Annotated in this window: 20 protein-coding genes; 18 read left to right on the forward strand and 2 right to left on the reverse strand. The window is 64.8% G+C overall.

The window, feature by feature from the left end:
* The first annotated feature begins 534 nt into the window (after positions 1-534).
* The 3 genes from rluC to sppA are packed head-to-tail and all read left to right on the forward strand — an operon-like array spanning position 535 to position 3,149.
* A complete protein-coding gene (gene rluC / locus HMPREF2716_RS19270; protein ID WP_003104143.1) occupies positions 535-1,491 on the forward strand; it encodes a 23S rRNA pseudouridine(955/2504/2580) synthase RluC in 957 nt (318 codons plus the stop codon).
* The gene (locus HMPREF2716_RS19275) at positions 1,484-2,176 is read left to right on the forward strand and encodes an HAD-IA family hydrolase (RefSeq protein WP_003104140.1); all 693 of its coding nucleotides are present in this window, start codon (positions 1,484-1,486) and stop codon (positions 2,174-2,176) included. Before rluC ends, HMPREF2716_RS19275 begins: the two co-directional genes overlap by 8 nt.
* Entirely contained in the window at positions 2,169-3,149 is a 981-nt protein-coding gene (sppA, locus tag HMPREF2716_RS19280; protein WP_003091146.1) for a signal peptide peptidase SppA, read from the forward strand. Before HMPREF2716_RS19275 ends, sppA begins: the two co-directional genes overlap by 8 nt.
* An 82-nt stretch (positions 3,150-3,231) precedes the next feature.
* Here sppA and HMPREF2716_RS19285 read toward each other — a convergent pair whose 3' ends face one another.
* Positions 3,232-3,810 (reverse strand): Maf family protein, encoded by a 579-nt coding sequence (locus tag HMPREF2716_RS19285; RefSeq protein WP_023517789.1) that lies wholly within the window; start codon positions 3,808-3,810, stop codon positions 3,232-3,234.
* Positions 3,811-3,919: 109 nt separating this feature from the next.
* Between HMPREF2716_RS19285 and HMPREF2716_RS19290 the strand changes: the two genes are divergently transcribed.
* The 13 genes from HMPREF2716_RS19290 to HMPREF2716_RS19350 all read left to right on the forward strand — a co-directional run bounded on the left by HMPREF2716_RS19290 (position 3,920) and on the right by HMPREF2716_RS19350 (position 13,974).
* A complete protein-coding gene (locus HMPREF2716_RS19290) occupies positions 3,920-4,456 on the forward strand; it encodes a YceD family protein (RefSeq protein ID WP_003091144.1) in 537 nt (178 codons plus the stop codon).
* A gap of 13 nt (positions 4,457-4,469) precedes the next feature.
* Entirely contained in the window at positions 4,470-4,652 is a 183-nt protein-coding gene (gene rpmF, locus HMPREF2716_RS19295; RefSeq protein WP_003091143.1) for a 50S ribosomal protein L32, read from the forward strand.
* A 3-nt stretch (positions 4,653-4,655) separates the two neighbouring features.
* Positions 4,656-5,666: a phosphate acyltransferase PlsX gene (gene plsX, locus HMPREF2716_RS19300; protein WP_071533934.1), complete on the forward strand. Its 1,011-nt coding sequence runs from the start codon at positions 4,656-4,658 to the stop codon at positions 5,664-5,666.
* A 105-nt stretch (positions 5,667-5,771) separates the two neighbouring features.
* Positions 5,772-6,710, forward strand: coding sequence for an ACP S-malonyltransferase (gene fabD / locus HMPREF2716_RS19305; protein ID WP_003104134.1), 939 nt, complete (start codon positions 5,772-5,774; stop codon positions 6,708-6,710).
* A 24-nt stretch (positions 6,711-6,734) separates the two neighbouring features.
* Complete coding sequence (fabG, locus tag HMPREF2716_RS19310) at positions 6,735-7,478, forward strand: 3-oxoacyl-ACP reductase FabG (RefSeq protein WP_003091137.1); 744 nt, start codon at positions 6,735-6,737, stop codon at positions 7,476-7,478.
* A gap of 195 nt (positions 7,479-7,673) precedes the next feature.
* Positions 7,674-7,910, forward strand: a complete 237-nt coding sequence (acpP, locus tag HMPREF2716_RS19315) for an acyl carrier protein (RefSeq protein ID WP_003091135.1) — start codon at positions 7,674-7,676, stop codon at positions 7,908-7,910.
* 128 nt (positions 7,911-8,038) lie between these two features.
* A complete protein-coding gene (fabF, locus tag HMPREF2716_RS19320; RefSeq protein ID WP_003104132.1) occupies positions 8,039-9,283 on the forward strand; it encodes a beta-ketoacyl-ACP synthase II in 1,245 nt (414 codons plus the stop codon).
* Entirely contained in the window at positions 9,283-10,098 is an 816-nt protein-coding gene (gene pabC, locus HMPREF2716_RS19325; protein WP_003110198.1) for an aminodeoxychorismate lyase, read from the forward strand. Before fabF ends, pabC begins: the two co-directional genes overlap by 1 nt.
* Before the next feature lie 5 nt (positions 10,099-10,103).
* On the forward strand, positions 10,104-11,153 hold the full coding sequence (gene mltG, locus HMPREF2716_RS19330; RefSeq protein WP_003104128.1) for an endolytic transglycosylase MltG: 1,050 nt from the start codon (positions 10,104-10,106) through the stop codon (positions 11,151-11,153).
* A gap of 28 nt (positions 11,154-11,181) precedes the next feature.
* Positions 11,182-11,814, forward strand: coding sequence for a dTMP kinase (tmk, locus tag HMPREF2716_RS19335; RefSeq protein ID WP_023517788.1), 633 nt, complete (start codon positions 11,182-11,184; stop codon positions 11,812-11,814).
* On the forward strand, positions 11,807-12,793 hold the full coding sequence (locus HMPREF2716_RS19340; protein ID WP_003104126.1) for a DNA polymerase III subunit delta': 987 nt from the start codon (positions 11,807-11,809) through the stop codon (positions 12,791-12,793). The genes tmk and HMPREF2716_RS19340 overlap by 8 nt, the downstream gene beginning before the upstream one ends.
* A 33-nt stretch (positions 12,794-12,826) precedes the next feature.
* Positions 12,827-13,183 carry a PilZ domain-containing protein gene (locus HMPREF2716_RS19345; protein ID WP_003091119.1) on the forward strand — a complete coding sequence of 119 codons (357 nt, stop codon included), beginning with the start codon at positions 12,827-12,829 and terminating at the stop codon, positions 13,181-13,183.
* Between the two features lie 14 nt (positions 13,184-13,197).
* Positions 13,198-13,974, forward strand: coding sequence for a TatD family hydrolase (locus HMPREF2716_RS19350; protein WP_003091117.1), 777 nt, complete (start codon positions 13,198-13,200; stop codon positions 13,972-13,974).
* 225 nt (positions 13,975-14,199) lie between these two features.
* Here the strand turns inward: HMPREF2716_RS19350 and HMPREF2716_RS19355 are convergent, their stop codons facing one another.
* Positions 14,200-15,333 carry an aminotransferase class V-fold PLP-dependent enzyme gene (locus HMPREF2716_RS19355; protein ID WP_003118082.1) on the reverse strand — a complete coding sequence of 378 codons (1,134 nt, stop codon included), beginning with the start codon at positions 15,331-15,333 and terminating at the stop codon, positions 14,200-14,202.
* An 85-nt stretch (positions 15,334-15,418) separates the two neighbouring features.
* Between HMPREF2716_RS19355 and HMPREF2716_RS19360 the strand changes: the two genes are divergently transcribed.
* Both HMPREF2716_RS19360 and HMPREF2716_RS19365 read left to right on the forward strand, forming a co-directional pair.
* On the forward strand, positions 15,419-16,057 hold the full coding sequence (locus tag HMPREF2716_RS19360) for a TetR/AcrR family transcriptional regulator (protein WP_003091114.1): 639 nt from the start codon (positions 15,419-15,421) through the stop codon (positions 16,055-16,057).
* Between the two features lie 149 nt (positions 16,058-16,206).
* Positions 16,207-17,103, forward strand: a complete 897-nt coding sequence (locus HMPREF2716_RS19365; RefSeq protein WP_023517787.1) for a radical SAM protein — start codon at positions 16,207-16,209, stop codon at positions 17,101-17,103.
* The last annotated feature ends 36 nt before the right edge of the window (positions 17,104-17,139 follow it).

Genomic DNA, 17,139 nt, shown 5'->3' on the forward strand with positions numbered 1-17,139 from the left:
CACACACGACTCTCACGGTCGGTGCTCGGGCGCGTATTCAGGAATGGCGGGCCATTCCCGTGTCCAGCGGCGCTCGGCACTGGGTGCCGGTCCGCGACTACGTCTCCTGCTTCCTGTGTTTCAGAAGCACTTGAGTCAGGAGGAGGAATCGGCTGTCGGAGGCGGACGAAAAATGCGTCTGGATCAAGCTAGAAGCTACGCAGTCCAACAGCCGTACATCTCCACCCTACACATGTTCCTTAAGAATCGGGCGCCGCTCGCAGTATCCGGAGCGGGTTGGCATCTCGCGCTCACCGAAGTGGTCGCGGCTCATGTTTCAAGGCTTTGGTTTCGAGTCGTTAGCGGGTTGGAAATTTTCGTATTTCCGCTGAAACGCCTCTGTAGGACGGCCTGACGTCCGTTCAAAGTGTTTGCAGGCGAGGGGGAAATGCAGGTTGGCAATCATCCGCAGGCCAGGCCGCTTATGGCGGCTTCCCGACTATAGCAGCAATGATTAAGTGCTTCAATTGAATGAAAAATTGTTATGATGTACGGATGACTACTCCCGCCTCTCCGACCACCGGTGTCCAGCTGCTCGATGTGCCGCCGGAACTGGCTGGTCAACGTATCGACAATTTCCTTATCGCCCGTCTCAAGGGTGCGCCCAAGACCCTGATCTATCGCATCCTGCGTAAGGGCGAAGTGCGCGTGAACAAGGGGCGGATCAAGCCCGACTATCGGCTCCAGGCCGGAGACCAGGTGCGCGTGCCGCCGCTGCGCCTGGCCGAGCGTGATGAGCCGGCGCCGCTGGCGCAGGGGCTGCTGGAGCGGATGGAGGCGGCGATCGTCTACGAGGACAAGGCGCTGATCGTGGTCAACAAGCCCGCCGGGATCGCCGTGCATGGCGGCAGCGGCGTGAGCGCCGGGGTCATCGAGGTGTTTCGCCAGTTGCGCCCCGATGCCAAGGATATCGAATTGGTGCATCGTCTCGATCGCGATACCTCCGGCCTGCTGATGATCGCCAAGAAGCGCAGCATGTTGCGTCACCTGCATGAGGCCCTGCGGGGCGAGAAAATCGTCGACAAGCGCTATCACGCCCTGGTCCGTGGCCACTGGCCGGCTGGCAAGAAGAACGTGCGCGCGCCGCTGCTGAAGAACAACCTGCGTTCGGGCGAGCGAATGGTAGAGGTGAACGTCGAGGGCAAGGACGCGCTGACCGAGTTCCGGGTGCTGCGTCGCTTCGGCGATTTCGCCACCCTGGTGGAAGCACGCCCGATCACCGGGCGGACCCATCAGATCCGCGTGCATGCCAAGCACGCCGGGCATGCCATCGCCGGCGACCCGAAGTATGGCGACGAGGATTTCTCCCGCGAGATCCGCGAGCTGGGCGGCAAGCGCCTGTTCCTGCATGCCGCGCAGTTGCGCGTGCCGCTGCCCGACGGGCAGGTGCTGGAGCTGGAGGCGCCGGTGGACGAGATGTGGCAGCGTTCGCTGGAGCGTTTGAATGACTGACTACGCGTTGCTGGTATTCGATTGGGACGGCACCCTGGTCGACTCGATCGCGCGCATCGTCGATTCGATGAAGGCGGCGGCGCGGGAAACCGCTCTGCCGGAGCGGGACGATACCCGGATCAAGGGCATCATCGGCCTCGGCTTGCCCGAGGCGATCGCTTCGCTCTATCCGGAGGTTGGCGATCCTGCTCTGGTCGAGCGTTTCCGGTGTGCCTACAGCGAGCATTACCTGGCGCAGGAAGCGCAGCCGTCGCGGTTGTTCCCCGGCGTGGCCGAAGCCATGGTGCATTTTCGCGAGGCCGGGTTCCGCCTGGCGGTCGCCACCGGCAAGAGTCGGCGCGGCCTGGACCGGGTGCTGGCGGGGCATGGCTGGAGCGATTTCTTCGATATCACCCGCTGCGCCGACGAAACGGCCAGCAAGCCGGACCCGTTGATGCTCCACGAGATCCTGGCGCACTGCCGGGTCGAGCCGGGGCGGGCGCTGATGATCGGTGATTCGCCGTTCGACCTGGAAATGGCGCGACGGGCGGGGATGGATTCGGTTGCGGTGGCCTATGGCGCCCAATCGCTGGAGCAGTTGCGGCCTTATGCGCCGCGGCTGGAAGTTGAGCATTTCACCGAGTTGCGCGCCTGGTTGGGCGGTGCTCGACGTGAGGCGGTTTCAGGAGTGGTTGAGCATGTCTGACGAGTGGAAGTCGGAAACGCCGAAGGCGAATGACGACAAGAGCTGGAAGCTGCTGGAAAAGGCGGTCCTCGCCGGGGTCCAGGAGCAGCGGCGGGCGCGGCGCTGGGGGATATTCTTCAAGTCGCTGACCTTCATCTATCTCTTTGTCGTGCTGCTGGCCTTCAGTCCGTTCGGCAGCCTGGAGAAATCGGCCTCGCGCAGCGGTAGCCACACGGCGCTGATCGAGGTGAAGGGCATGATCGCCGACGATGAGCCGGCCAGTGCCGACAATATCGTCACGGCCTTGCGCGCGGCGTTCAAGGATGAGGGTACCAAGGGGATCGTCCTGCGGATCAACAGTCCGGGCGGCAGTCCGGTGCAGTCGGGCTATATCTATGACGAGATTCGTCGCCTGCGCGGCGAGCACCCGAACGTCAAGGTCTATGCGGTGATCAGCGACCTGGGTGCCTCCGGCGCCTACTACATCGCCAGCGCCGCCGACCAGATCTACGCCGACAAGGCCAGTCTGGTCGGTTCCATTGGCGTGACGGCGGCCAGCTTCGGTTTCGTCGGCACCATGGAGAAGCTCGGTGTCGAGCGGCGCGTCTATACCTCCGGCGAGCACAAGTCGTTCCTCGATCCTTTCCAGCCGCAAAAGCCCGAGGAGACCCAGTTCTGGCAGCAGGTGCTGGATACCACCCACAAGCAGTTCATCGACAGCGTGAAAAAAGGGCGCGGCGACCGGCTCAAGGTCGAGGGGCATCCGGAGCTGTTCTCGGGTCTGGTCTGGTCCGGCGAACAGGCATTGCAGCTCGGTTTGATCGACGGTCTGGGCAATGCCAGCTATGTGGCGCGCGAAGTGGTGAAGGAGAAGAAGATCGAGGACTACACCGTGCAGGAGTCGCCGTTCGATCGCTTCGCCAAGAAGTTCGGTGCCAGTGTGGCGGAGCGCCTCGCGCTTTGGATGGGCTGGCAGGGGCCGGTACTGCGCTGAGAGCGTTTCCCTTCCTTATATAAAGAAGCCCGGCTGAAGCCGGGCTTCTTTATATGGGAATGCCGGATATGGGAATGCCGGCTCAGGGGATTTCGACGCCTTCCTCGAGGAGCATGTCGACCAGGCGGATCAGCGGCAGGCCCACCAGGCTGGTGGCGTCCTCTCCTTCGGTGGCGCGGAACAGGCTGACGCCCAGGCCTTCCGCCTTGAAGCTGCCGGCGCAGTCCAGCGGGCGTTCCGCTTCGACGTAGCGGCGGATGCGGCTCTCGTCGAGGTGGCGGAAGTGCACGGTGAACGGCACGCATGCCACCTGGATGCGTCGGCTGGCGCTGTTGAGGAGGGCCAGTCCGGTGAGGAAGGTCACGCTCTTGCCGCTGGCGTCCCGTAGCTGCTGGATGGCGCGTTCGGGGGTGTGCGGCTTGCCGAGGATGTTGCCGTCGAGTACGGCGACCTGGTCGGAGCCGATCACCAGGTGTTGCGGATAGCGTCCGGCCAGCGCTTCGGCCTTGCTGGCGGAAAGGCGGCGCACCAGTTCCTCGGCACTTTCCCCGGCGCGATGGCTTTCGTCGATATCGGGGCTGGCGCTTTCGAAGGGAAGGCGCAGGCGGGTCAGGAGTTCGCGTCGGTAGGGGGAGCTGGAGGCGAGGATCAGGTCGGGCATGAGGTTCTCCATGGCGAGCGGCCGATTTTAACGAAAAGACTCGTCCTTACAGCGGTTTATGGCTAATTTCCTTTGACAGGCGCGGGGGCGTCCCTATAATGGCGCGCTTATGTTGAATGGGCCGATTCCACCTCATATCGATCCGCGCAAGTTGGTCGACCGCGGCGCCACCCTCGAGGGTGTGTACGCGCTCGCCGATATGCCGCGTGTATGCGAGCAACTGACCAGCGATGCCGGTGAGGTGCGCGTGAAGGTTTCCTTCGAGCGCGACCACCAGAAGCTGGCGGTCATGCATATGCAGCTCGATACCGAGGTGAGCATGGTATGCCAACGCTGCCTGGATGCGGCGGCCATTCCCGTGCATGGCGAATATACCTACGCCATTCTTCGGGAAGGTCAGTCCGCCGACGGTCTGCCGAAGGGGTACGATGCGCTGGAAGTGGGGGAGGAACCCCTGGACCTGCTGGCGCTGGTCGAGGACGAGCTGTTGCTCGCCTTACCCATCGTTCCGGCCCATGACCCCGAAGTATGTCAGCACCCGGCTGGATTCGTCGTCGAAGACGAGCCGGAGTCGAGCGAAGTCGAGGACAAGCGTCCTAATCCGTTCAGCGTACTGGCACAGTTGAAGCGTGACCCAAACGTTTAGGAGTTAATCAATCATGGCTGTTCAGCAGAACAAAAAGTCTCGTTCCGCTCGTGACATGCGTCGTTCCCACGATGCGCTCGAGTCCAATGCTCTGTCCGTGGAAAAGAGCACCGGTGAAGTCCACCTGCGCCACCACGTATCCCCGGACGGCTTCTATCGCGGCCGTAAGGTAGTAGACAAGGGCTCCGACGAGTAATCCTTGTCCGCACCAATCATCGCGATTGATGCAATGGGTGGGGACTTCGGTCCCCACTGCGTTGTTCCGGCCTCTATTGCCTTCCTGGCCGAGAATTCCTCTTCGCAACTGATCCTCGTCGGTCAGCCTGCCCTCCTCGAAGAACTCCTTTCCCGCTATCCGTCGCTCGACCGGCAGCGCCTGCGTGTGCATGCGGCCAGCGAAGTGATAGGTTCAGACGAACGTCCCTCCCAGGCCTTGCGTGGCAAGCCGGACGCTTCCATGCGCGTGGCGCTGGAGCTGGTCCGCGACGGCCGGGCGCACGCGTGCGTCAGCGCCGGCAATACCGGGGCGTTGATGGCGCTGTCGCGGCACCTGCTGAAGACCCTGCCCGGTATCGACCGCCCTGCGATGGTGACGGCGGTTCCGACCGAGAAGGGGCATTGTCATCTGCTCGACCTCGGCGCCAACGTGGATTGCAGTGCCGAGCATCTCTACCAGTTCGCGGTGATGGGCGCGGTGGCGGCAGAGGCCTTGGGCTGCGTCTCGCCCCGGGTCGCCCTGCTCAACGTGGGGACCGAGGAGATCAAGGGCAACCAGCAGGTCAAGCTGGCGGCGAGCCTGTTGCAGAAGGCCCAGGGGTTGAATTTCAGCGGATATATAGAGGGCGATGGCCTGTATCGCGGCGAGGCCGACGTGGTGGTCTGCGACGGTTTCGTCGGCAACATCCTGCTGAAGGCCAGCGAAGGCCTGGCTGCCATGGTGTCGGCGCGGATCGAACAGCGCTTCCGCGATGGACTGGCGGCGAAGCTGGTCGGTGCGCTGGCGTTGCCGCTGCTGCGCCGGCTGCGCGGCGATATCGCTCCGGCACGCTATAACGGCGCCAGTTTCCTCGGATTGCAGGGGATAGTGGTGAAAAGCCATGGGTCTGCCGCCGAGGAGGGTTTCCAGAGCGCCTTGCGTCGCGCGGCACTGGAAGTCCGGGAAAACCTGCCGCAACGATTGCATGGCCGTCTCGAGCATCTGCTGCTCTAATGTGTGACCGGGCGGTCCAGGCAGCCATCCAACACTCAGTTTCCTGCGCCAGTCGCGGCTGGCGCGTTATCTCTGACGAGCAAAAGACCACAAGGGACCTATTCAATGTCTGCATCCCTCGCATTCGTCTTCCCCGGCCAGGGTTCGCAATCCCTCGGCATGCTGGCCGAGCTGGGCGCCCAGCAGGCGCTGGTGCGCGATACCTTCGCCGAGGCCTCCGAGGCGCTCGGTTACGACCTTTGGGCGCTGGTCCAGAATGGACCTGAAGAGCACCTGAACCAGACCGACAAGACCCAGCCGGCCATCCTCACGGTTTCGATCGCGCTCTGGCGCCTCTGGCTGGCCGAGGGCGGCGCGCGCCCGGCGTTCGTCGCCGGGCACAGCCTGGGCGAATATTCCGCGCTGGTCGCGGCCGAAAGCCTGGCGTTCGCCGATGCGGTCAAGCTGGTCGAGCGTAGGGGCCAACTGATGCAGCAGGCGGTTCCGGCGGGGCAGGGCGGCATGGCCGCGATCCTAGGCCTGGAAGACGCCGATGTATTGGCGGCCTGTGCCGAGGCGGCCCAGGGCGAGGTGGTCAGCGCGGTCAACTTCAACGCGCCGGGGCAGGTAGTGATCGCCGGTGCCGCGGCTGCCGTGGAGCGCGCCATCGAGGCGTGCAAGGCGCGCGGCGCCAAGCGCGCGGTGGCGCTGCCGGTCAGCGTGCCGTCGCATTGCGAGCTGATGCGTCCGGCCGCCGAGCAGTTCGCCGCCTCGGTCGAAAGCCTGCAGTGGCAGGCGCCGAAGATTGCGCTGGTGCAGAACGTCAGCGCCGCCGTACCGGCTGATCTCGATACGCTGCGCCGCGACCTGCTGGCACAGCTGTACAGCCCGGTTCGCTGGGTGGAGAGCATCCAGCTGCTGGCGGAAAAGGGCGTCACCGAGCTGGTCGAGTGCGGGCCGGGCAAGGTCCTGGCAGGCCTCAACAGGCGCTGTGCGAAGGGCATCAATACCCATGGCCTGGATGGTGTCGAGGCGTTCGCCGCCACGCGCGCCGCCCTGGCCTGAGAGAGAGTGAAAGGAGAGAATCCCATGAGTCTGCAAGGTAAGGTCGCATTGGTAACCGGCGCCAGCCGTGGCATCGGCCAGGCGATTGCGCTGGAACTGGGGCGCCTGGGTGCCGTGGTCATCGGCACCGCGACCAGCGCGTCCGGCGCCGAGAAGATCGCCGAAACCCTCAAGGCCAATGGCGTCGAGGGTGCGGGCCTGGTCCTGGACGTTTCCAGCGACGAATCCGTAGCCGCGACCCTGGAGCACATCCAGCAGCATCTCGGCCAACCGCTGATCGTGGTCAATAACGCCGGCATCACCCGCGATAATCTGCTGGTGCGCATGAAAGACGACGAGTGGTTCGATGTGGTCAACACCAACCTGAACAGTCTCTACCGTCTGTCGAAAGCCGTTCTGCGCGGTATGACCAAGGCCCGCTGGGGGCGCATCATCAACATCGGTTCCGTGGTCGGCGCCATGGGCAATGCCGGGCAAACCAACTATGCCGCGGCGAAGGCCGGCCTGGAGGGCTTCACCCGTGCGCTGGCCCGGGAAGTCGGTTCGCGTGCCATTACCGTGAATGCGGTGGCGCCGGGCTTCATCGACACCGACATGACCCGCGAGCTGCCGGAAGCCCAGCGCGAAGCGCTGCTGGGCCAGATTCCGCTGGGTCGCCTGGGGCAGGCGGAAGAGATCGCCAAGGTGGTCGGCTTCCTCGCTTCGGACGGCGCAGCCTATGTGACCGGGGCCACCGTGCCGGTCAATGGTGGGATGTACATGAGCTGAATGTGACGTTACCTTTCTCGGGTCTGTCATAAGCGCTGTCTAGAATTCGTTGCGGAATTGCAGCCGGGTTATTAGATAGAATTATCGAAGTGGCCGTGGGAAGGTGAGGCGTTCAGCTTGAAAAGCAGAAAACCCTTTCTATACACTTACCCGCAGCCCAGCTGCTCGGATTTTCCATAGGAGTGAAAACAAGGTATGAGCACCATCGAAGAACGCGTTAAGAAGATCGTCGCTGAACAACTCGGCGTGAAGGAAGAAGAAGTCACCAACAGCGCTTCCTTCGTCGAAGACCTGGGCGCCGACTCCCTTGACACCGTCGAGCTGGTGATGGCTCTGGAAGAGGAATTCGAGACCGAAATCCCTGACGAGAAAGCTGAAAAGATCACCACCGTTCAGGAAGCCATCGACTACATCGTTGCTCACCAGCAATAAGTAGTCGTCGGATTTTCCGACGTGGAAAAGCCGCACAGCCTGTAAGGGCGTGCGGCTTTTCTTTAGCGCCTTACCTACTCTGGTAGTCTGTCGGCGCAACCCCGTGAAATGAGAAAGAGGAAGTCGTAGTGTCGCGTAGACGCGTCGTCATTACTGGCATGGGCATGCTGTCGCCGCTGGGCCTGGATGTCCCGAGCAGTTGGGAAGGTATTCTCGCCGGTCGCAGCGGGATCGCCCCGATCGAGCATATGGACCTATCCGCCTATTCCACCCGCTTCGGTGGTTCGGTCAAGGGTTTCAATGTCGAGGAATACCTGTCCGCCAAGGAAGCCCGCAAGCTCGACCTGTTCATCCAGTACGGTCTCGCCGCCAGCTTCCAGGCCGTTCGCGATTCCGGCCTGGAGGTCACCGACGCCAATCGTGAGCGTATCGGCGTATCCATGGGTTCCGGTATCGGCGGCCTGACCAATATCGAGAACAACTGCCGATCCCTGTTCGAGCAGGGGCCGCGGCGCATCTCGCCGTTCTTCGTGCCCGGTTCGATCATCAACATGGTTTCCGGCTTCCTGTCGATCCACCTGGGTCTGCAGGGGCCCAACTACGCCCTCACCACCGCCTGCACCACCGGTACCCACAGCATCGGCATGGCTGCTCGCAACATCGCCTATGGCGAGGCCGACGTGATGGTCGCCGGCGGTTCCGAAATGGCTGCCTGCGGTCTCGGCCTGGGTGGGTTCGGCGCGGCTCGCGCGCTCTCCACTCGCAACGACGAGCCGACCCGTGCCAGCCGTCCGTGGGACCGGGATCGCGACGGCTTCGTCCTGTCCGACGGTTCCGGCGCCCTGGTGCTCGAAGAACTGGAGCACGCCCGTGCCCGCGGCGCGCGGATCTATGCCGAGCTGGTTGGCTTCGGCATGAGCGGCGACGCCTTCCACATGACCGCGCCGCCGGAAGACGGCGCCGGTGCCGCCCGCTGCATGAAGAACGCGCTGCGCGATGCCGGCCTGGATCCTCGTCAGGTCGATTACATCAACGCCCATGGCACCTCCACCCCGGCCGGCGACATCGCCGAGATCGCCGCGGTGAAGAGCGTGTTCGGCGAGCATGCCCATGCGCTGTCGATGAGTTCGACCAAGTCGATGACCGGCCACCTGTTGGGTGCCGCCGGTGCGGTGGAGGCGATCTTCAGCGTGCTGGCCCTGCGCGACCAGGTCGCCCCGCCGACCATCAACCTGGACAACCCGGACGAAGGTTGCGACCTCGACCTGGTGGCCCACGAAGCCAAGCCGCGCAAGATCGACGTGGCCCTGTCGAACTCGTTCGGTTTCGGCGGGACCAACGGCACCCTGGTGTTCCGCAGGTTCGCCGACTGATGCTGGACTGGGTCGACGGCCGGCCCGCCGCCGAGCTGTCCGTGCGCGATCGCGGACTGGCCTATGGCGACGGGCTGTTCGAGACCCTGGCGGTGCGCGCCGGCACGCCGCGTCTCCTGGAGCGCCACCTGGCGCGCCTGGAAGAGGGGTGTCGGCGCCTGGCGATCCCTCTCGACGCCGCGGCGTTGCGCCAGGAGTTGCTGGCGTTCTGCGCGGCGCTGGGCGACGGTGTCGCCAAGCTGATCGTCACCCGCGGCGAGGGTTTGCGTGGCTACGCGCCGCCTGCCGAGGCCTCGCCGCGGCGAATCCTCTCCGGATCGCCGCGTCCGGCCTATCCCGAGCGCCACTGGCAGCAAGGCGTGCGCCTGTTCGCCTGCCGCACGCGCCTGGCCGAGCAGCCCCTGCTGGCCGGTCTCAAGCACCTCAATCGCCTGGAGCAGGTCCTCGCCCGTGCCGAGTGGAGCGACGCCGGGCATGCCGAAGGGCTCATGCTGGACGTGCACGAGCGGGTAGTGGAGGGCGTGTTCAGCAACCTGCTGCTGGTTCTCGACGGCACCCTCGTGGCGCCTGACCTGCGGCGCTGCGGCGTCGCGGGAGTGATGCGCGCGGAATTGCTCGAGCGCGCCGAAGGAATCGGCGTCCCGCTGGCGATACGGGATGTTTCCATGGCTGAACTGGCGACGGCCGACGAGGTCTTTCTGTGCAACAGCCAGTTCGGCATCTGGCCGGTCCGGGCATTGGACGAGCACGTCTGGCCGGTCGGCGAGCTGACCCGTAAACTGCAAGACCAACTTCGCGACGACCTGGATTTCTGACTTTGATGCGCAAACTGCTGGTGCTGCTGGAGAGTGGCCTGTTGTTCGTTGGCCTCTGCGTCGGCCTGGCTGCATGGCAGCAGCAGCGGGCGCTGGAGCAGCCCCTGCAATTGACCGAGGAGCGCCTGCTGGACGTTTCCTCGGGCTCCACGCCGGGCGGCATGCTCGCGCGTCTGGAGCAGGAAAAGGTGCTCCATGGCGCGTTCTGGCTGCGCCTCTACTGGCGTTTCAACCTGCCGGGCCAGGCCCTGCACAGCGGCGAATACCGCCTCTTGCCGGGGATGAAGGGCGCCGACCTGCTGGAACTCTGGCGTGAAGGCGAGGTGGTGCAGTACAGCCTGACCCTGGTCGAGGGCTGGAGTTTCCGCCAGGTGCGCGAAGCGCTCGCCAGGCAGGGCAAGCTGGAGCAGACCCTGGCCGGCCTGAGCGACGGCGAGATCATGCAACGCCTCGGCAAGCCCGACGAAGTGGCCGAAGGGCGCTTCTTCCCCGATACCTACCGCTACACCCGTGGCATGCGCGACATCGACATACTGCGCAAGGCCTACCAGCGCATGCAGACCATCCTCGCCAAGGAATGGGATGGCCGCAGCCAGGACCTGCCTTATCGCGACGCCTACCAGGCGCTGATCATGGCCTCGCTGGTGGAAAAGGAAACCGGCGTGCCGGAAGAGCGTTCGCAGATCGCCGGCGTCTTCGTCCGCCGCCTGCAGCGCGGCATGCTGTTGCAGACCGATCCGACGGTGATCTATGGCATGGGCGAGCGCTACAACGGCAAGATCACCCGCGCCGACCTGCGCGAACCGACCCCTTACAATACCTATGTGGTGCCGGGCATGCCGCCGACCCCGATCGCCCTGGCCGGGCGCGAGGCGATTCGCGCCGCGCTGCATCCGGCCGAGGGTGAGACCCTGTATTTCGTGGCGCGCGGCGATGGCAGCCATGTGTTCTCCAGCAGCCTGGACGAACACAACAAGGCGGTCCGCGAGTACCAGTTGAAGCGTCGCTCGGACTATCGCTCCAGCCCCGCGCCCATCACCCCGCCGCCACAATGAGCGGCGCAGCCAAGATAAGGAGTGCCGTGTGACCGGCCTGTTCGTCACCCTGGAGGGCCCGGAAGGGGCCGGCAAGAGCACCAACCGCGACTACCTGGCCGAGCGCCTGCGCGAGCGCGGCATCGAGGTGCAGTTGAGCCGCGAGCCTGGCGGCACGCCTCTCGCCGAGCGCATCCGTGAACTGCTGCTGGCGCCCAGCGACGAGCCGATGGCCGCCGATACCGAGCTGTTGCTGATGTTCGCCGCGCGGGCCCAGCATCTCGCCGGGGTCATCCGCCCGGCGCTGGCGCGCGGGGCCGTGGTGCTCTGCGATCGCTTCACCGATGCCACCTATGCCTACCAGGGCGGCGGGCGCGGTTTGCCGGAGGCGCGCATCGCCGCGCTGGAAAGCTTCGTCCAGGGCGACCTGCGGCCCGACCTCACGCTGGTCTTCGACCTGCCGGTGGAAATCGGCCTGGCGCGGGCGGCGGCGCGTGGCCGGCTCGACCGTTTCGAGCAGGAGGACCGACGCTTCTTCGAGGCCGTGCGTCAGACCTACCTGCAGCGCGCCGCGCAGGCCCCGGAGCGTTACCAGGTGCTCGATGCCGGGTTGCCGCTGGCCGAGGTGCAGGCTGGCCTGGATCGGCTGCTGCCGAATCTGCTGGAGCGTCTGAATGGCTGATATCTATCCCTGGCAGCAGGCGCTCTGGAGCCAACTGGGCGGCCGCGCCCAGCACGCCCACGCCTATCTGCTCTACGGTCCCGCCGGGATCGGCAAGCGTGCCCTGGCCGAGCATTGGGCCGCCCAACTGCTCTGCCAGCGGCCTGCCGCCGCTGGCGCATGCGGCGAGTGCAAGGCCTGCCAGTTGCTGGCCGCCGGTACCCATCCGGACTACTTCGTGCTGGAGCCGGAGGAGGCGGAGAAACCGATCCGGGTCGATCAGGTCCGCGACCTGGTTGGCTTCGTGGTGCAGACCGCGCAACTGGGCGGGCGCAAGGTCGTGTTGCTCGAACCCGCCGAGGCGATGAACGTGAACGCCGCCAACGCCCTGTTGAAAAGCCTTGAAGAGCCGTCGGGCGATACTGTGCTGCTGCTGATCAGCCACCAGCCCAGCCGCCTGTTGCCGACCATCAAGAGCCGCTGCGTGCAGCAGGCCTGCCCTTTGCCGGGCGCGGCGGCGAGTCTGGAATGGCTGGCGCGGGCCCTGCCCGACGAGCCGGCCGAGGCCCTGGAGGAACTGTTGGCGCTTTCCGGCGGCTCGCCGCTCACCGCCCAGCGCCTGCACGGCCAGGGCGTGCGCGAGCAGCGCGCGCAGGTGGTCGAGGGGGTGAAGAAGCTGCTCAAGCAGCAGATCGCCGCCAGCCCACTGGCCGAAAGCTGGAACAGCGTGCCGTTGCCATTGCTCTTCGACTGGTTCTGCGACTGGACGCTGGGCATCCTGCGCTACCAGTTGACCCACGACGAGGAGGGGCTGGGGTTGGCCGACATGCGCAAGGTGATCCAGTACCTGGGCGACAAATCCGGGCAGGCCAAGGTGCTGGCCATGCAGGACTGGCTGCTGCAACAGCGGCAGAAAGTGTTGAACAAGGCCAACCTCAACCGTGTCCTGCTTCTCGAAGCCCTGCTGGTGCAGTGGGCAAGCCTGCCCGGGCCGGGCTAGAATCCCGCTGATATTCGACTGGCAGGAACCTGCATGAGTTTGCCACCCAATCTGGGGCCGCGTAACGGCATCCTGTCCTTGACCATCAAGGACAAGTCCGTGCTGTACGCCGCCTACATGCCGTTCATCAGGAACGGCGGGCTGTTCATTCCCACCAACAAGAACTACAAGCTCGGCGACGAAGTCTTCATGCTGCTCAACCTGATGGAAGAGCCGGAGAAGATCCCGGTGGCCGGCAAGGTCGTCTGGATCACCCCGAAGGGCGCCCAGGGCAACCGTGCGGCGGGCATCGGCGTGCAGTTCAACGACGGTGACAACACCGCCCGCAACAAGATCGAAACCTACCTGGCCGGGGCGCTGAAGTCGGACCGGCCGACCCACACGATGTAACGCTAGACAGGATCATGCTGGTCGATTCCCACTGCCACCTCGATCGCCTCGACCTGGCCGCCCATGGCGGCTCGCTCGATGCGGCGCTGGATGCCGCGCGAGCGCGTGGCGTCGGTCAATTCCTCTGCATCGGCGTCAGCGCCGACAATGCCCAGGCGGTGAAGGCCCTGGCCGAGCGCTATGCCGACGTGCACTGTTCGGTGGGCGTGCACCCGCTGGACCTGGAGCCCGGAAGCGCGCCAGCGCTGGACTGGCTGCTAGGCGAACTGGCGCATCCGCGGGTGGTGGCGATCGGCGAGACCGGCCTCGACTACCACTACGAACCGGAAGCCGCCGAGTTGCAGCAGGAGGCGTTTCGCCTGCACCTGGAAGCCGCGCGGATCACCGCCAAGCCAGTGATCGTGCACACCCGCGAGGCGCGCGCCGATACGCTGGCGCTGCTGCGCGAGGCGGCGTTGCCGCAGGCCGGCGTGCTGCATTGCTTCACCGAGGACTGGGAGATGGCGCGATCGGCGCTGGACCTGGGCTTCTACATTTCCCTGTCCGGCATCGTCACCTTCCGCAATGCCGATGCCCTGCGCGAGGTGGCTCGCCAGGTACCAGCCGACCGGCTGCTGGTGGAGACCGACTCGCCCTACCTGGCGCCGATTCCCCATCGCGGCAAGCCGAACCTGCCGGAATACGTGCGCGATGTCGCCGAATTCCTCGCGACGTTGCGTGGCGTCAGCCTGGAAACCCTGGCGGAGCAGACTACCGCCAATTTCCATCGGCTGTTTCCGTTGGCCCGCTAGGCCGGCGCACGGATAAAAAAAACCCGGGTTCTGGGGGATGAATCCGGGTCAAGACCATTAGGAGTGGAACAAAGGTACGCATTCCTCGGTACCTTCACTGGCTGGGTACTTGGGGGGAGATACCGCGCGCCAGTACCTTTCAGTATTGGTCATGTTCGTGGGGCGTCCAGACAGGGCTGGCGGTTTTTTAAACAGATTTGGAATACCCTTGCCGTCCTTGAGTACCTAGGTGCCTGCGACCTGGCGCAAGATCGCCAGGGTATCGTCGATCACCGTCGAACTCGTGTAGAAGTGCGGGGAAAAACGGATACCTCCGCCACGCTGGGCACAAATGACCCGTTCCTGGCGAAGCGTTTCGAAGAGTGTCCGATTGTCCTGGCCGTCCAGGCTGAAGGTCAGGATGCCCGCGCGTCGGCTCGGGTTCCGCGGGCTGTGCAGGCGTACCCCGGGAATTCCCGACAGACCGTCCTGTAGCCACTGGACGCGCTCGGCGATGTCTCTGCCGACCCGCTCCATGCCGACCTCCTCCAACAGCCCCAGGCTGGCCTCCAGGGCCATCGCGCCGAGCATGTTCGGGCTGCCGCATTCGAAGCGCCGGGCGCTGCGCGCCGGCCGCCAGTCGCGACGCTCGTAATCGAGGGCATGTTCCAGCATGTGCCAGCCATATTCGTGCAGCGCCAGGCGCTCGCGCTGCTCGGGATGGCAATAGAAGACGCCCAGCCCTTCGGGGCCGAGCATCCACTTGTGCCCATCGGCCATGGCGAAGGCACAATCGTAGGCCTGTACGTCGAAGGGCAGGGCGCCGAGCTGCTGGATCGCGTCGATGCAGAACAGCACCCCGCGGCGGCGACATCCCGCGCCGATGCGCTCCAGGTCAAGGCGCAGGCCGCTGGCGTACTGCACCGCGCTGATCGACAGCAGGCGGGTGCGCGGGCCGCAGGCGGCGAGCAGGGCGCTCTCGGGATCGTCGCCGGCGAGACCGACCTCGACCACTTCGACGCCGCGCGGGCGCAAGGCTTCCCAGACCACTCTATTGGAGGGGAACTCCTCGTTGCCGATGACGACCTGGTCGCCCTCTCGCCAATCCAGGCCGAAGGCTACGAAGGAAAGCGCCTCGGAGGTGTTCTTGACCAGGGCGAGGTCGCTGCCGGCGCGCGCATTGAGCAGTCGGGCAAGGCGCTCGCGCAGGCGATGTTCTATCTTCAGCCATTCCGGATAGTCGCTGGCGCCGTGGGCGACGTTCTCCCGGGCGAAGGCGCTCACCGCGTCGGCGGCGCGTCTAGGCCAGGGTGCGACCGCTGCGTGGTTGAGGTAGCGCAGACCGTTGGTCTGGTCGAATTCGTCCTGGTAACAATTCATCGTCGGATGTTCCGTGCATTTTCGTGCTGAATAGGCATAATACGCGGCTTCGATTTTTGACTCATTTTGACCTGACAGTCTTTTTATGCAGAAAGAGCCTCGCAAAGTTCGTGAATTTCGTCGCCGTGAACAGGAGATTCTCGATACCGCCCTCAAGCTGTTCCTCGAACAGGGGGAAGACAGCGTAACGGTCGAGATGATCGCGGATGCCGTCGGCATCGGCAAAGGCACGATCTACAAGCACTTCAAGTCCAAGGCGGAGATCTACCTGCGCCTGATGCTGGACTACGAGCGCGATCTCGCCGCCCTGTTCCATTCCGAAGACGTAGCCCGCGACAAGGAGGCCCTGTCGCGCGCCTACTTCGAGTTCCGCATGCGCGATCCGCAGCGCTACCGCCTGTTCGACCGCCTGGAAGAGAAGGTGGTGAAGACCAGCCAGGTGCCGGAGATGGTCGAGGAGCTGCACAAGATCCGCGCCTCCAACTTCGAACGCCTGACCCAACTGATCAAGGAGCGTATCGCCGACGGCAAGCTGGAGAACGTTCCGCCGTACTTCCATTATTGCGCTGCCTGGGCGTTGGTGCATGGCGCCGTGGCGCTGTACCACTCGCCGTTCTGGCGCGAGGTGCTGGAAGACCAGGAAGGTTTCTTCCACTTCCTGATGGATATCGGCGTGCGCATGGGCAACAAGCGCAAGCGCGAAGGCGACGCTCCCAGCGCCTGATACCTGTGGTGCCGGGACGCAGTCACTGCGCCCCGCGCACTCTTTGCCGGCAGGGATATACTCGTCGCCCATCGATCCGCCGGCGGGACGTCGGCTGCCCATTTCCGGCGAATCCGCCGGTGGCTCCACGTTCGTTCAGGAGTTCTCCGATGAGTGTCCGTGAATTCCCCATCCACTACATCGAACCGGTGTTCCGGCCCCCGAGCGAGGCGCATTCGCTGATCCTCCCGGTGACCAATGGCTGTTCCTGGAACAAATGCGGCTTTTGCGAGATGTATACCCAGCCGCAAAAGAAATTTCGCGCCCGCGACGAGAACGAGGTACTGGAGGAGATCCGCCGCTGCGGCGAGCGCCTGATCGTCAAGCGGGTGTTTCTCGCCGATGGCGACGCCCTGGTATTGCCGACCCGCCGGCTGCTCGCGGTGCTGCAGGCGATTCGCGAGCACTTGCCGGAGGTGGAGCGGGTATCCAGCTACTGCCTGCCGCGCAACCTGCGCAGGAAGTCGGTCGACGAGTTGCGCGAACTGGCCGACGCCGGGCTGCGAATGGCCTATGTCGGCGCCGAGTCCGGCGACGACGAAGTGCTGGCGCGGGTCAACAAGGGCGAGACCTATTCCTCTACCCTGGATGCGCTGGAAAAGCTTGGCGAGGCGGGGATCAGTCGTTCGGTGATGATCCTCAACGGTCTGGGCGGAATGACCCTGAGCGCGCAGCACGCGGACAACTCCGCGCGCCTGATGAACGCCGCCCAGCCGGAGTACCTGTCGACCCTGGTGGTGAGTTTCCCTACCGGCGAGCAGCGTTTCCGTGCTGGCTTCGCCGATTCCGAGGCGCTGGATCGGCGTGCCCTGTTCGTCGAGGTCGAACGCCTGTTGCAGGGTTTGGAGCTCGAAGACACGGTATTTCGCAGCGACCACGCTTCCAACTATCTGGTGCTCAAGGGCGAACTGGGTGCCGACAAGGCGCGCCTGCTGGCCGAGGTCCGCCAGGCCATCGAGCAGCCGCAGCACGCTGCCCTGCGCCAGGAGTGGCAGCGTGGCCTGTGATGGCGCGGAAGCTGCATCGGCTCGTCATTCGCCGGT

The sequence above is a fragment of the Pseudomonas sp. HMSC076A11 genome (genome assembly GCF_001810205.1).
Classification (GTDB): Bacteria; Pseudomonadota; Gammaproteobacteria; order Pseudomonadales; family Pseudomonadaceae; genus Pseudomonas; species Pseudomonas aeruginosa.

Excerpts from the sequence above, each read along its gene's own strand:
- rluC (WP_003104143.1), top strand. The coding sequence starts at position 535 with ATGACTACTCCCGCCTCTCCGACCACCGGTGTCCAGCTGCTCGATGTG.
- HMPREF2716_RS19275 (WP_003104140.1), top strand. The coding sequence starts at position 1,484 with ATGACTGACTACGCGTTGCTGGTATTCGATTGGGACGGCACCCTGGTC.
- sppA (WP_003091146.1), top strand. The coding sequence starts at position 2,169 with ATGTCTGACGAGTGGAAGTCGGAAACGCCGAAGGCGAATGACGACAAG.
- HMPREF2716_RS19285 (WP_023517789.1), bottom strand. The coding sequence starts at position 3,810 with ATGCCCGACCTGATCCTCGCCTCCAGCTCCCCCTACCGACGCGAACTC.
- HMPREF2716_RS19290 (WP_003091144.1), top strand. The coding sequence starts at position 3,920 with ATGTTGAATGGGCCGATTCCACCTCATATCGATCCGCGCAAGTTGGTC.
- rpmF (WP_003091143.1), top strand. The coding sequence starts at position 4,470 with ATGGCTGTTCAGCAGAACAAAAAGTCTCGTTCCGCTCGTGACATGCGT.
- fabD (WP_003104134.1), top strand. The coding sequence starts at position 5,772 with ATGTCTGCATCCCTCGCATTCGTCTTCCCCGGCCAGGGTTCGCAATCC.
- fabG (WP_003091137.1), top strand. The coding sequence starts at position 6,735 with ATGAGTCTGCAAGGTAAGGTCGCATTGGTAACCGGCGCCAGCCGTGGC.
- acpP (WP_003091135.1), top strand. The coding sequence starts at position 7,674 with ATGAGCACCATCGAAGAACGCGTTAAGAAGATCGTCGCTGAACAACTC.
- pabC (WP_003110198.1), top strand. The coding sequence starts at position 9,283 with ATGCTGGACTGGGTCGACGGCCGGCCCGCCGCCGAGCTGTCCGTGCGC.
- mltG (WP_003104128.1), top strand. The coding sequence starts at position 10,104 with ATGCGCAAACTGCTGGTGCTGCTGGAGAGTGGCCTGTTGTTCGTTGGC.
- HMPREF2716_RS19340 (WP_003104126.1), top strand. The coding sequence starts at position 11,807 with ATGGCTGATATCTATCCCTGGCAGCAGGCGCTCTGGAGCCAACTGGGC.
- HMPREF2716_RS19345 (WP_003091119.1), top strand. The coding sequence starts at position 12,827 with ATGAGTTTGCCACCCAATCTGGGGCCGCGTAACGGCATCCTGTCCTTG.
- HMPREF2716_RS19350 (WP_003091117.1), top strand. The coding sequence starts at position 13,198 with ATGCTGGTCGATTCCCACTGCCACCTCGATCGCCTCGACCTGGCCGCC.
- HMPREF2716_RS19355 (WP_003118082.1), bottom strand. The coding sequence starts at position 15,333 with ATGAATTGTTACCAGGACGAATTCGACCAGACCAACGGTCTGCGCTAC.
- HMPREF2716_RS19360 (WP_003091114.1), top strand. The coding sequence starts at position 15,419 with ATGCAGAAAGAGCCTCGCAAAGTTCGTGAATTTCGTCGCCGTGAACAG.
- HMPREF2716_RS19365 (WP_023517787.1), top strand. The coding sequence starts at position 16,207 with ATGAGTGTCCGTGAATTCCCCATCCACTACATCGAACCGGTGTTCCGG.